The following is a 12,531-nucleotide window of genomic DNA, read 5'->3' as shown; positions in this document are numbered from 1 at the left end:
ACCTACGGAGGGAAACCGATGAAGCGCTGGATACTCCCGGCAGACGTGACCGATGCGGCGAAGCTGGTGCTCGACGAGGTGCCGGTGCCGGTGCCGGGGCCCGGCGAGGTGCGCATTCGCGTCCGGGCGATCTCGATGAACTACCGCGACCAGCTGGTTCTGAAGGGCCCGTTCGGACGGCTGCCGGGCCGCGACCTGGTCCCGCTCTCGGACGTCGCCGGTGAGATCGATGCCGTCGGCCCGCAGGTCGAGCAGTGGCGTGTGGGCGACCGGGTCACCAACCTGCACGTGCTCGGCTGGAGCGACGGCCGTCCGCCTGCCGCGATGGGCCTGGGTCTGGGCGCGCTGGAGGAGGACGGAGTGCTCGCCGAGTACGTCGTCCTGCCTGCCGAACGCGTCATGAAGGCACCGGCGAACCTCGACCACGCCGAGGCCGCAACCCTGCCCGTGGCCGCGCTGACCGCCTGGAACGCGCTCTTCGGCGACCAGCCGATCACCGCGGACAGCACCGCCCTGATCATCGGCAGCGGCGGCGTGTCGCTGTTCGCCCTGCAACTCGCCCGCGCCGCCGGCGCCCGCGTGTACGCGACCGTCCGGAAGGACGCGACGGGCGAGGCACTGGTCCGGCTCGGTGTCGACGGCTTCGTGAACAGCGTCACCGAACCCCAGTGGGGCCAGGCGGTGTTCGAGCTGTCCGGCGGCGTGGACAAGGTGGTCGACATCGTCGGCGTATCGATCATGTCCCAGGCCCTGACCGCGCTCGCGCCCGGCGGCGAGGTCGCCACCCTCGGACTGTTCGACGTTGCAGGCGAGCCGCTGGACGGGTACGCCCTGCTCGGCAAGCAGGCGCGCGTCCGTGGTGTCGCGGTCGGCAGCCGGGCCATGCACGACGACCTCGTGCGCTTCGTCGAGACCCACGACATCCACCCGGTGATCGACCAGCGGATCGACTTCCTCGACGCCCCCGCTGCCTACACCACTCAGACCTCCGGCGGACTGTTCGGCAAGGTCGTCATCGAACTCAGCTGACCCGGCCCCATACCGGCGCGGCAGAACGGAAGCCTTTCATGGCCGACTTCGACAAGGTGCGCATCAACCAGCTCAGCGACCAGGGACTCGCCTGGTTCGCCGAGGTGCTGCGGGTCATCGAGACCCTGGACGTCAACGCGTACGTCGCCTTGATGGCACCGGACGTACGCCTCGTCCTGGACAACGGCGCCCTCACCCTCGAGGGCCACGACGCCGTGCGCACGGCTCTCGCGCAGGGGTGGCAGCAGCTCGCCGGCATCGTCCACGACGAACGGAACCTCTACGGCACCGATCAGCACTTCGTTCACGAAGCCACCAACACCTTCACCTTCGCTGACGGTACGAACACCACCGTGGCCTCCACGGTCTGGATCGACCGCGACGAGCACGGTCGGCTCGCCGGGGCGCGCGTCTACAGCAACCCCGAAGCGCTACGGGCCTGATCCGACGCGGTGGGTGGCAGCCGTCCGCGAACGGCTGCCACCCACCGGTCCATGGCAGTTCAACACCGCACCTGACTACAGGAGCCTCAGACATGACCAAGCTCAACGGAAGAGTCGCCGTTGTTACCGGAGCCGGCAAGGGCATCGGTGCGGGCATCGCGGCCCGGCTGGCGGCCGACGGAGCGGCAGTGGCAGTCAACTACGCCCACGACGCCACAGCCGCCGACACCGTCGTCGACAAGATCCGCAAGGACGGTGGCCATGCCATCGCCGTCCAGGCGGACGTCGCCCAACCTGACGATGTCTCCGCCCTTTTCGCCACCACCCGTGACGCGTTCGGCCCCGTCGACATCCTCGTCAACAACGCGGGGGTCTTCCGCTTCGGACCGCTGGAGTCCATCACCGTGGCCGAGTTCCACCGCCACTTCGACACCAATGTCCTGGCCACCCTGCTCGCCACCCAGGAATTCGCCAGGCAGCGCGAGGCCGACGGCGGCAGCGTCATCAACATCACCAGTGTCGGCGTGTCCTTCGCCCAGCCCAACGCCTCCCTGTACACCGCCACCAAGACGTCCCTGCTCGGCATCACCCGCACCCTCAGCATCGAACTCGCACCCCGGCGCATCCGCGTCAACGCCATCGCCGCAGGACTCGCCGACACCGAAGGCGTCCGGGCCACCGGTCTGATCGGCACCGACGCCGAACGCGCGCTCGTCGCCCAGATTCCTCTGGGCCGCATAGGCGTCCCCGAGGACATCGGCCCCGTCGCAGCCTTCCTGGCGTCCGAAGACGCCCGGTGGATCACCGGCGACACACTCTTCCCCACCGGCGGCCAGTACTAGTGTCCTGAGTCAGGAATTCGGTTCAGATATCCGGCGAGGCGTTCGAGGATCTCGTCCGCGCTGACCGAACTGCCGTACTCGCTGCCGCGCTGAAAAGGCGGCCCGACATGTGTCCGCACGTGGTGGACCGGCCGTTACAGCTTGGTCATGGGTCGAACCAACGGCTATGACCTGAGGGCGACACGGTGATCTCCGACGAGCCGGGTCCCGTGCGCTGTCGGCCCATCCCCTCACGCTCCATGAAAGGCTCGCATTGTTCGCTCTCGTATTTGGGGGGCATCTGCTGTACGTCCTCCTCGTTACCCTCGTCTCCGCCGCGGTGCTGGGGGTCACCGCGCACGTCCTCCGTAGCCGCTCCGACCGGCCCTGGGTCTACGCGGCCTGGGCGGCATCGACGACGGCCACCTTGTTCCTGACGCTCTGGTTCAGACCCGTCGGTACAGGGGCGGTAAGGTGCACGGTCAGCAAGGACGTGTGGGAGGCGTTCGGGACGGCCCAGGGCTGGATGAACGTCGCACTGTTCGTGCCGATCGGCTTCTTCGGCATGCGCGCGGCCCAGCGCCCTGTACCTCCCCTGCTGCTGTCCCTCCTCCTGGCCTGCGGGATCGAGAGCGTCCAGGCCGTCCTTCCCGTAATCGGCAGATACTGCGACACCAACGACCTGATCACCAATGTCGCGGGCGCCGCCGCGGGCGTGGGCGCCGGGGTCCTGTCCCCTCGCCTCACTGGTTCGCGGCGGTCCCCCTGGCCCACGCGCCGCCGCTGGTTCACGGTCGCTACGACGGCGGCTTTCGCGGCCGTCGCCTGCCTGATGACGACCGCCGTCGACGTGCGCGTCGTCGACCATGCCGAGCCGAGCAGGCAGGCGTCCGAGGAACAGCGTGCGGCGCTCAGGCAGGCGGTCCGCGAGGCGCTGGGTGACGACTTCAGGGTCGGCAGCGTCCTGGACAACACGCCGTGCGGTGTAGAGGGCTTGAACGAAACGGTCTGGGCCGAACTGCAACCGAGCGGTATGGCCTCCATGGACTGGCCCGACCAGAACCGGTTCCAGATCGACGTGTCGGCCGCTACCAAGGTCGGGGGCGTGCCGGCCGGCTACCCCATCCCGGGCTCCGCCGGGGCTGTGCGCGACGCGGCCGCCGCCGAGGAGGCCGCCAGCCGGTACGTGGCGGTGCACTACCCCACCGTCGACACCGAGCGGGCGGTGGTGAAGCGTGCCGCCGACGGTCCCGGCTGGGCATGGAACGTCACCTATCCATACGGCGACGACCGCACTCCGGCCGTCAGGTCACTGAAGGTGACAGTCAGCTCCGCCGGACGCCTGCTTGGCGTCCGCCTCGCAGCACGCGTCGACAGCGGTCCGGATGAGGCAACCGAAGGTTGCCCGTGACGGCCCGGAGTGGGGCGTTGGAGAGATGCCAGACCGGCTCAGACCCGAGAAGAAAGGTAGGGCGTGATGTGTGCAAGCGATTCGTGGCCTTGTGGGTGAAGTAGCTGAGGCGGACCCCCGAGGAGATCGAGGAGATCTTCCACGGCTCGGGCAGCACCTACGGCTCGCCGAAGGTGTTCATCGAGCTGGTGCGCGCAGGCTGGCGGGTATCGGTGAACACGGTCGCGAAGGTCATGGCCGAGCTCGGGCCGGCCGGACGTAAGATCCGCGGACGCCGGTCGCTGACGAGGCCGGGCAGACGGGCAGCCGCCCCGGACTTCGTGCACCGGGACGTCACCGCGGAGGAACCCGATCTTGTCTGGGTGGGCGATCTCACCGAGATCTAAACGGGCGAGGGCAAGCTGTACTTGGCGACGGTCATCGACCTGTTCTCCCGCCGGCTACTCGGCTACGCGATGGCCGCCCGTCACGACGCCGACCTGGTCGTCGCATGACTGAACATGGCCGCGGCCACCCGCGGCGGCGATGTGCGTGGCGTGATCATACACACGGACAGGGGCAGCGAGTACTGCTCGCGTCGGTTCAAGCGGGCGTGTCGAAGGCTCGGCATTGTCCAGTCGATGGGCAGAGTTGGATCTTGCTTCGACAACGCCGTGAGCGAGGCGTTCAACAGCGTCCTCACAGTGGAGTACGTGCACCGGCACACCTTCCGCACCCGCACCGAGGCCCGCGTCAAGATCGCCACCTGGATCACCGGCTTCCACAACACCAGGCGGCTGCACAGCGTATGCGGGCTCAAGAGCCCGATCGACTACGAACGTGACTACCGGGCCACCCCTCGCCGAGGGACTGGCCGCATAGATCGTCTCCACGCTGCGAGGGGATTGACATGTTGGACGTTCACTCGAAATGCGCTAGCCGGTCGGCAGCATACGTCCTGATCTGGTCGATGACGGTCGTCAGCGCGAGGTGCAGTGGGCGGCTGCTTCGCTGGACCTGCGAGAGGAGAGTGCCGCCCTGGAGAGCAGCGAGCAGAGCGGTCGAGAGAGTCTCGGGTTCCGCGTCCTGCCGCAGTTCACCGCGGTCACGCATGGCCGTCAGCGCGACGCGAAGGGGCAGTTCCCACTTGTCGAAGTTGGCAACGAGCTCCTGGCGACAGGTCTCATCGAGTTCGGACACCTCGCCGGCGAAGGAGCCGAGCAGGCAGCCGCCAATGCACTCGATCCGTTCACGCTCGTCGACGTAGTAGTCCCGCCATCGTTCGAGCCCTTCGAACGAATCGAGTCCTACCACCAAAGGCTCAAGCGCACCGAGAACGAGCGAGCCCTGAAGGGCGATGACCTCCTGCACCAGCGCGTTCTTGGTCCCGAAGTAGTGATACAGCTGGGATCCGCTGACTCCGGCGGCCTTCTGAACCTCGTCAAGACTGGTGCCGCTTACGCCCTTCTCGAGCATCAGCTTCGAAGCAACCTGGATGATGCGGGCGCGGGTCGCCTGGCCCTTGGCAGTAAAGCGCTGCGCGCGCGCGATGGCCGGAGAATTCACAGCGTCCACCCGTCTGGAGTCGGTTCCTACAATCCTACCGAGGGTGCGACGGCGTTCCTGCTCCTACGAGGCCGCCAGCTCGTGATCGGACAGCTCCGAGCCGGCACCGGGAACGGAGCGTGCGCGGCGGCGCAACGCGCTGCTCAAGGCGATCGAGGTCAGCAACGCGACCGTCAGGACGATCGTGGCGAGAGCCATGGCGCTCCCAACTCCCGCTGCGTTTACGGCCGCCCCGCCGACGAGGGCGCCAAGACCGATGGACGCCTGGAAGACGCTCGTGTTCAGAGCCTGCGCCGCGTCGACGGGGTGCCCTGCCTTGTTCGCGACAACGAAGAGGAGGACCTGAGTGCCGACTGGAGTCGCGCTCCAAGCCAGAGCCCACAGGACGAGGCCGCCGATGACAACCGGGAGACTCCTTCCGAAGGCGATCAGCAGGCCCAGCCCGACGACGAACAGGATCGCCGTGACCACAACGGTCGCCATGCTGCTCTTTCCGGCGAACTGTCCGCCGGCGAAGTTACCGAGGAAGGTGATCAGGCCGTAGACCAGCAGGAGCACGCTCACCGTCGTGGGCGTCGCGTGGGTCACCTGCTGCAGGTAGGGGGTGATGAACGTGAATCCGGCGAAGTTGCCGATGACGAGCAGCACCACGAGTGCAAGTACCGTCACCAGAGCGGGGGAACGCAGCACGGCACCGAAGTCGCGGAGACCAACAGCGCGCTCGGCGCGGATCGGCGGCAACAGCAGCAGTTGCAGGACAAAGACGAGCAGCCCGAGAACGAGGCCGATGGCATAGACCTGGTTCCACTGCATGAACCCGACGAGGAAGGAGCCGACCGGGGCGCTGAGTACCGTTCCAAGTGCGATTCCGCCAAAGACGAGCGACGACGCCGTGTGCGCGCGCTCGGGCATCAGGGCGGTGGCCGCGAGTATGCCGGCCGCCCAGAACCCTCCGGCGGCAAGACCCAGGACGGCCCGGGCGATCAGGAGCGCGGTGAATGAGTTCGCGACGATGGCCAGCAGGCTGGAGATGACGAGCATCAGGGTGAGTGATGCAAGAACCCAGCGCCGGTCGAGCCGGCCGACAGCGAGCGGGATCAGAGGCGCGGTGACCGCCGCGACCCAGGCGGTCACCGTGACAACCAGACCCGCGGTTCCCTCACTGACGTGCAGGCTTCGACTCACCGTCGGGAGCATCCCGACCGGAAGAAGCTCGATGAAGACGAGCGCAAAGGCGCCCAGGGCGATGAGGACCACGGCCAGCCAGCGCCGCCTCGCCGAGAGTGGGGTGTTGAGAGACATGATCGGCTTTCTGTAGGGACGATCGACACCCTAACAAGAAAATGTATGAGTCGACTCAAACAATGAATGCCACCGCAGGTCGCCACCCCTCACACGGCACAGCCGGGCCATGGGCCTATGGCAGTCGAATCTGCACTACCGCACGCAGAGCCTGCTCAGCTTGGAGACGTCGCCTTGGGCCGGCGAGTGGGCGGGTCGTCAGGATCGCGATAGCGGGAGTGGAAACCGGCTGCAGTCACCATGACTGCGCGGCGCGCAGGAGGCATTCCCGTACGGCTGTGACGGGAGGGCGGGGCAGGGCGCCTGTCCGCTGGACCAGGAAACCGGTGTTGATGGGCGGGTCCTCGGGGGACAGCAGTGTGACGAGCGCCCCCGAGGCGAGGTCGTCCTCGCACAGGTAGCGCGGCAGGACCGTCACGCCCGAACCGGCGGCGACAGAAGACCGCACCCCGCGCAGGTCCGGGACGACGACGGCGGGTCGCGCGGACAGGCGTGCCCGGAAGACGTGGCGCCAGTACCGGCGCAGCAGCGGCAGGTCCTCGGCGTACGCGACGAGCGGGACGTCCCGGAGCGGCCCCGGGTCGTCGCAGGTGAGCGGTCCGATCCGTCCGGCCCAGGCCGGTGCCGCGACGAGGACGAACTCCTCGTCCATGAGCGGGACCGCGGCCATGACGCGGCCCCGGGGGCGTACGGCGGACAGGACCAGGTCGAACCGCCCGGCCTGGAGGCCGTCGAGGAGTTCGTCGGCCAGGCCGGTGGTGACACGGAGCTGGATGCCGCCCACCGTCAGCGGGGCGAGGGCGGGCAGTGCCCGTACCGCGAGCATCTCGGCGGGACCGGCCAGATGCACCGGTTCGGGGAACGCCTGCACGCCAGGCCGTCCCCGGTCTGCGACAGCGGCCAGCGCGTCGAGCGGGGCGGCGATCTCTCCGGCCAGCGCATCGGCCACCGTGGTCGGGGCCACACCCCTGGGCAGGCGCTCGAAGAGCTGGCGGCCCAGGTGCGCCTCCAGGGCTTGTACCTGCGCGCTCACGGTGGGCTGGGAGATGCCCAGCTCCCGGGCTGCGGCCGTCAACGAGCTGGCCCGGTGCACAGCCAAGAAGGTCCGCAACAGACCCAGGTCCAGGGACCCTTTGCCGGTCGGGCGGGGGTCGGGACCAGCCTCGGAGCCATCGGACTTCTGTTGGGTCATATCGGCTTCCCTATTGGTTTGCTGATGGATCTGCGACCTAGTGTCGTTGACGTTCCGCCGCCGGTCCACCGGCGGCCCGTTCCCCACCCGGGCACTCCGGGACGTCGAGAAAGCACATGCGACATGTCTGAGATCCTCATGGTGATCACCGGCGCCGACCGTCTGACGATGGCCGACGGCACCGAGCACCCCACCGGCTACTGGGCCGAGGAGTTCCTGGCGCCCTACCGCGCCTTCACCGAGGCCGGGTACCAGGTGTCTGTCGCCACGCCGGGCGGCGCCGCACCCACCGTCGACCCCGCCAGCCTCCGGCCCGAGGTCAATGGCGGCCCAGAGGGTGCCGCCGCGGTCGCGGTCGCGCTGGACGCCGCCGCCGAACTTCGCCGACCGCTCGACCTGGCCGGCATCGATCCCTCCCGTTACGCCGCCGTCTTCTACGTGGGCGGACACGGCCCGATGCAAGACCTCGCGCAGAACGCCGACTCCGCCCGGCTGCTGCGCACCACGCTGGACGCGGGCACGCCCCTCGGCCTGGTGTGCCACGGTGTCGCGGCACTGCTCGCCACCGAAGAGGAAGACGGCACCTGGCCGTTCGCCGGCTACCGGCTCACCGGCTTCAGTGCGGCCGAGGAGCAGCAGACCGGTCTCGCCGACGGGCTGCCCTGGCTGCTGCAGAACCGCGTCGTGGCCCTGGGCGCCGACTATTCCGCGGCCGAGCCCTGGGCGCCGCACGTGATCGTGGACCGCAGCCTGCACACCGGGCAGAACCCCGCCTCCTCCGCACCGCTGGCCGAGGCTCTGCTCAAGACCATCGGCTGAACCGCCGGCCCGGGCATTCCCCGACACACAGAAACGCCTCTTCATGACAACGCCGCTCCAAGATCATGGGCTGAACCCCGGGCCCGGTCACTCCCCGACCCTCCGGCGCCCGCGCGGCGGCCGGGGGCTCGTCCCGGCCCTGGGGCTGGGCGCCATGGTCGTATCGATGATGCAGACGCTGCTGGTACCGATCCTCGGCACCATCCAACGGGACCTGCACGCCTCGGCCGCCGACGTCAGCTGGCTGACCACCGCCACCCTGCTGTCCGCCGCCGTCTGTACACCGCTGCTCGGCAGGATGGGAGACCAATACGGCAGGCGGCCCGTCCTGCTCGGCGTGCTGGCCGTCACCGTCGCTGGATCCGTGCTGGCCGCCCTCACCGACAGCCTGCCCCTGCTGATCGCAGGACGGGTCCTGCAGGGGGCGTCAACGGCCGTCTTCCCGCTCGCGCAAGCGGTGCTGCGCGCGGAACTGCCCGCCCGACGCCTCCCCGCGGCCATGGGTACGGTCAGCGGCACCCTCGCATTCGGAACCGGCCTGGCACTGGTAGGCGCGGGCCTGCTCACCCGGGGCGACGCACCCGACTACCACCGCGTTTTGTGGCTGGCGACGGCCGTTTCCGTGCTGAGCCTGGTGGCGATCGCGGTATACGTTCCCGCCTCCAGTGCGGCGAGCGGCGGACACACGGACTGGCGAGGTGCCGCGGGACTGACCGTCACGCTCGTCTTGCTGCTGCTCCCGATATCGCGGGGCACTGTGTGGGGCTGGACCTCCGGCTGGACGCTGGGGTGCCTGGCCGCAAGCGGTGCAGCCGCAACCATCTGGGTACGGGTGGAGCAGTCCATGCCGGATCCCCTGGTCGACATGCGCGTACTCGTCCGCAGGCCGGTGTTCTTCGCCAACCTCGCGGGGCTGCTGCTGGGTTTCGCGATGTTCTCGCAGTTCATCCTCGTGTCGGCACTGGTGCAGGTCCCGCCGTCCGCCGGCTACGGCTTCGGCGCCTCCGCCCTCGGCGCCTCCCTCCAGTATCTGCTGCCGTCCTCGCTGGTCTCCTTGGTGGCCGCACAACTGGCCGGCACCCTGGTGCGTCGCACCGGGCCGCGACAAACCCTCGCCATGGGTGCGGTCACGGGTGTCGTCGGGTTCGCGTTGCTCGCGGCCTGGCACAGCAGCAGTGCGGCGGTCCTCGGCTCCGGCATGCTCGTCGGCGTCGCGATCGCGTTCGGCTTCGCCGCGTTGCCGGCCGTCCTGCTCGCCGCGGTGCCGCCGGAGCAGACTGCAGTCGCCAACGGTGTCAATTCCGTGGCCCGCTCGGTGGGCAGCGCGGTGGCCAGCGCCCTTGTGGCCACACTCGTCGCAACGGCAGGTCAGGGCCATCCGCCCGCCGAGCCCCGCTTCACGACGTGCTTCGCCATCGCCAGCGCCGCGTTCGCTCTGATCGCTCTCTTCGCACGCTTCGGCATGGCCGCGACCCCTGGCGACCACAGACACGCGGGCGCTCCCAAAGCCGCGAGCAAGCCTGGCGCCGGACCGGTTTGCCCGGCCTGCCCGGCCTGCTAGGCCCCCTACCCCCACCCCCTCATGCGCGGGCGGCACACGCTGCCGCCCGCGCCCGAAAGGTGAACCACATGGCAACGATCCTGATCACTGGCGCCTCCGACGGGCTCGGCCGTGCCCTGGCGGAGGACTTGGCCGCCGACGGCCGGCACACGCTGCTGCTGCACGGCCGCAACAAGGCCCGGCTCGCCGGCGTCGCGGAGACCACCGGTGGCGTGCCCTACCAGGCGGACTTCTCGTCGCTGGACGAAGTCCGGCGCCTCGCCGCCGATGTCGCCGCCGCGCACGACCGGCTGGACGTGCTCGTCAACAACGCCGGCGTCGGCTTCCACGCCGAGGGCACCGAACGGCTGACCTCCAAGGACGGCCACGAACTGCGCCTGGCCGTCAACTACCTGGCCCCGGTGGCACTCTCCCGGGCACTCCTGCCGCTGCTGCGCCGCGCCGTACCCTCGCGCATCGTCAACGTCGCCTCCATGGGGCAGCAGCCGGTGGACCTCGACGATCCCCAACTCACCCGCGAATACACAGACGTTGCTGCCTACTGCCGTTCCAAGCTGGCCCTGATCTGCCACAGCCTGGACCTCGCCCAGGAACTCTCCGGAAGCGGCGTCACCGTCAACAGCCTTCACCCCGCGGCGTTCATGCCGACCACCATGTCCCAGAACTCCGGCATGGACTTCGTCGACTCACTCGAGCAAGGGGTGGCCGCTACCCGGCGCCTGGTCGACGCTCCCGAGCTGGCCGGAGTGACCGGGCGGTACTTCGACGGCCGTCAGGAAGCCCGGGCGGCAGCCGAGGCCTACGACCCCGGATACCGGCGCCGGCTGGCCGCGATCACCGACCCGCTGCTCTGATGGGCGTGGACCGGACCGGCTGACGAAGACGGCAGCCTGGAAGGCACCGGCCGCTTTCAGAACACGCGGTACATGCCGACCGACGCGGGACGGTCTCACATCCGTGCCACCACCGCCTACGGCGACGTCATCGCCCGCAGCCTGTAAATCCGCAGCCAGCAGAAGGGGAGCATCTCCCATGACCGACTGACCGACTTGGCCATCGCGGCGAGCGGGCTGCGCAAGTCCTGAACGTCCTCGACGGCGTCGATCTGGCCGTCCCGAAAAGAACGATCTTCTTCCTGCTCGGCTACGAGGCGAGAGATCAGCTGCGGTCCTGCTCACCTCACCAACGCTTCTCAGCCGAGTGGGGACCATCCCCGCGGACGCGGGGAGCACCTCGGCGCCGGCGCTTTCAGCTTCGGCTCGACGGGACCATCCCCGCGGGCGCAGGGAGCACGACGCCCTCTCAGGGCAGTGACCGATGACCCCGGGACCACCCCCGCGGGCGCGGGGAGCACTTCGGCCCCGAACAAGAGGCGCACCTGCGCCGGGGACCATCCCCGCAGGCGCTGGGAGCACACGGTCTACGACCTGCTGATCCCGTACGACTGGGGACCATCCCCGCACCCGCGGGGATGGTCCCTGCCCCGATGGGTACAGCCTGCGGGCGCCGAGCTGCTCCCCGCACGCCCAGTACAAGGCGAGGGCAGCCGAGAAGGCAAGCGCCATCACCGTGTCGGCGGCCGCGGCGTCGAGCCGCCGATGATCGGGACCGTCACGCCGCTCACCGTAGGGGGCCGAACCGCCGCTCCGGGCAGAACAAGCGCATGGCACGATCGGCAACCTGCCTTGCCCCTGTCCCAGTTCCAGCCCGAGCTGAGAAAAGCACGCTGGCTGCAGGGAGTCGTGGCACGCACTGGATAGCAAGTCCGGCGCCTCAAACAGGCCGCCTCCCTCATCGCCCACGGGTAGCTGACCCATCCGCCGCCGACACGGCGGAGCGGGGTGTCGGTGGTCCCGCCTACAGTCTGGTCATGGTTCATGAGAGGGTCCTGCGTGGCTACTTACAGGCCGTCTCATTTGGTGAGTCTGCGGTAGCAGATGAGGGTGCAGGCAATGCTGGTGAAGGCCAGGAAGTGACTGGCTTTGCGCTCGTAGCGGCGATGTAGACGTCGACATCCTGCGAGCCAGGCCATGGTGCGTTCGATGGTCCAGCGGTGCCGGCCCAGCCGCTGGCCGGAGTCCATGCCCTTGCGAGCGATGCGTGGTGTGATGCCGCGGCCGCGTAACCAGCGCCGCAGGTGGTCGTAGTCGTAGCCCTTGTCGCCGTGGAGCTTGCCCGGCTTGCGGCGCCGTCGGCCGCGCCGGGACCGGATCGGCGGTATCCCCTGCACGAGCGGGATCAGGGCCTGGCTGTCGTGGACGTTGGCACCCGAGATACCGACGGACAGGGCAGACCGGACCGCTCGGTGATCAAGTGGATCTTCGAGCCGTGCTTGCCCCGGTCCACAGGATTCGGGCCTGTCAGCTCCCCCTTTTCAGGGCCCGCATGTTCACCGAGTCGATCGCACA

General features: G+C 69.0%; 12 protein-coding genes and 1 pseudogene. 9 read left to right on the top strand and 4 right to left on the bottom strand.

Going from position 1 to position 12,531, the window contains the following annotated elements:
* Positions 1–18 precede the first annotated feature (18 nt).
* The 6 genes from IE318_RS02460 (at position 19) to IE318_RS02435 (ending at position 4,645) form a co-directional block, all read left to right on the top strand.
* Positions 19–1,029, top strand: a complete 1,011-nt coding sequence (locus tag IE318_RS02460) for a zinc-dependent alcohol dehydrogenase family protein (RefSeq protein WP_189895792.1) — start codon at positions 19–21, stop codon at positions 1,027–1,029.
* 38 nt (positions 1,030–1,067) lie between these two features.
* The gene (locus IE318_RS02455) at positions 1,068–1,472 is read left to right on the top strand and encodes a nuclear transport factor 2 family protein (protein ID WP_189895791.1); all 405 of its coding nucleotides are present in this window, start codon (positions 1,068–1,070) and stop codon (positions 1,470–1,472) included.
* 92 nt (positions 1,473–1,564) lie between these two features.
* The gene (locus IE318_RS02450; protein WP_189895790.1) at positions 1,565–2,314 is read left to right on the top strand and encodes an SDR family NAD(P)-dependent oxidoreductase; all 750 of its coding nucleotides are present in this window, start codon (positions 1,565–1,567) and stop codon (positions 2,312–2,314) included.
* Positions 2,315–2,567: 253 nt separating this feature from the next.
* Positions 2,568–3,704 (top strand): VanZ family protein, encoded by a 1,137-nt coding sequence (locus IE318_RS02445; RefSeq protein WP_189895789.1) that lies wholly within the window; start codon positions 2,568–2,570, stop codon positions 3,702–3,704.
* Between the two features lie 104 nt (positions 3,705–3,808).
* Positions 3,809–4,090: an IS3 family transposase gene (locus tag IE318_RS02440; RefSeq protein ID WP_189896417.1), complete on the top strand. Its 282-nt coding sequence runs from the start codon at positions 3,809–3,811 to the stop codon at positions 4,088–4,090.
* A 114-nt stretch (positions 4,091–4,204) separates the two neighbouring features.
* Positions 4,205–4,645 carry an integrase core domain-containing protein gene (locus IE318_RS02435; protein WP_189895788.1) on the top strand — a complete coding sequence of 147 codons (441 nt, stop codon included), beginning with the start codon at positions 4,205–4,207 and terminating at the stop codon, positions 4,643–4,645.
* Here IE318_RS02435 and IE318_RS02430 read toward each other — a convergent pair.
* The 3 genes from IE318_RS02430 to IE318_RS02420 form a co-directional block, all read right to left on the bottom strand.
* Positions 4,605–5,258, bottom strand: coding sequence for a TetR/AcrR family transcriptional regulator (locus tag IE318_RS02430; protein WP_229903299.1), 654 nt, complete (start codon positions 5,256–5,258; stop codon positions 4,605–4,607). The two genes, IE318_RS02435 and IE318_RS02430, sit on opposite strands and share 41 nt — an antisense overlap.
* 54 nt (positions 5,259–5,312) lie before the next feature.
* Positions 5,313–6,551, bottom strand: coding sequence for an MFS transporter (locus IE318_RS02425; RefSeq protein ID WP_189895787.1), 1,239 nt, complete (start codon positions 6,549–6,551; stop codon positions 5,313–5,315).
* A 235-nt stretch (positions 6,552–6,786) separates the two neighbouring features.
* On the bottom strand, positions 6,787–7,743 hold the full coding sequence (locus IE318_RS02420) for a LysR family transcriptional regulator (RefSeq protein ID WP_189895786.1): 957 nt from the start codon (positions 7,741–7,743) through the stop codon (positions 6,787–6,789).
* 123 nt (positions 7,744–7,866) lie between these two features.
* On the opposite strand from IE318_RS02420, the gene IE318_RS02415 reads away from it, so the two are divergent.
* The 3 genes from IE318_RS02415 to IE318_RS02405 all read left to right on the top strand — a co-directional run bounded on the left by IE318_RS02415 (position 7,867) and on the right by IE318_RS02405 (position 10,977).
* On the top strand, positions 7,867–8,562 hold the full coding sequence (locus IE318_RS02415; protein WP_189895785.1) for a type 1 glutamine amidotransferase domain-containing protein: 696 nt from the start codon (positions 7,867–7,869) through the stop codon (positions 8,560–8,562).
* Between the two features lie 166 nt (positions 8,563–8,728).
* Positions 8,729–10,123 (top strand): MFS transporter, encoded by a 1,395-nt coding sequence (locus IE318_RS02410; protein ID WP_229903298.1) that lies wholly within the window; start codon positions 8,729–8,731, stop codon positions 10,121–10,123.
* A gap of 68 nt (positions 10,124–10,191) precedes the next feature.
* Entirely contained in the window at positions 10,192–10,977 is a 786-nt protein-coding gene (locus IE318_RS02405) for an SDR family NAD(P)-dependent oxidoreductase (protein ID WP_189895783.1), read from the top strand.
* A 1,058-nt stretch (positions 10,978–12,035) separates the two neighbouring features.
* On the opposite strand, the pseudogene IE318_RS02400 reads toward IE318_RS02405, so the two are convergent.
* Positions 12,036–12,531: pseudogene (locus tag IE318_RS02400) on the bottom strand (IS5 family transposase); the annotation flags it as partial.

The sequence above is a fragment of the Streptomyces spiralis genome, from assembly GCF_014654675.1.
GTDB classification, from domain to species: domain Bacteria; phylum Actinomycetota; class Actinomycetes; order Streptomycetales; family Streptomycetaceae; genus Streptomyces; species Streptomyces spiralis.
This window is presented reverse-complemented; position numbering and strand designations above follow the sequence as displayed.

Excerpts from the sequence above, each read along its gene's own strand:
- IE318_RS02405 (WP_189895783.1), top strand. The coding sequence starts at position 10,192 with ATGGCAACGATCCTGATCACTGGCGCCTCCGACGGGCTCGGCCGTGCC.
- IE318_RS02410 (WP_229903298.1), top strand. The coding sequence starts at position 8,729 with ATGATGCAGACGCTGCTGGTACCGATCCTCGGCACCATCCAACGGGAC.
- IE318_RS02450 (WP_189895790.1), top strand. The coding sequence starts at position 1,565 with ATGACCAAGCTCAACGGAAGAGTCGCCGTTGTTACCGGAGCCGGCAAG.
- IE318_RS02425 (WP_189895787.1), bottom strand. The coding sequence starts at position 6,551 with ATGTCTCTCAACACCCCACTCTCGGCGAGGCGGCGCTGGCTGGCCGTG.
- IE318_RS02435 (WP_189895788.1), top strand. The coding sequence starts at position 4,205 with ATGGCCGCGGCCACCCGCGGCGGCGATGTGCGTGGCGTGATCATACAC.
- IE318_RS02415 (WP_189895785.1), top strand. The coding sequence starts at position 7,867 with ATGTCTGAGATCCTCATGGTGATCACCGGCGCCGACCGTCTGACGATG.
- IE318_RS02420 (WP_189895786.1), bottom strand. The coding sequence starts at position 7,743 with ATGACCCAACAGAAGTCCGATGGCTCCGAGGCTGGTCCCGACCCCCGC.
- IE318_RS02455 (WP_189895791.1), top strand. The coding sequence starts at position 1,068 with ATGGCCGACTTCGACAAGGTGCGCATCAACCAGCTCAGCGACCAGGGA.
- IE318_RS02460 (WP_189895792.1), top strand. The coding sequence starts at position 19 with ATGAAGCGCTGGATACTCCCGGCAGACGTGACCGATGCGGCGAAGCTG.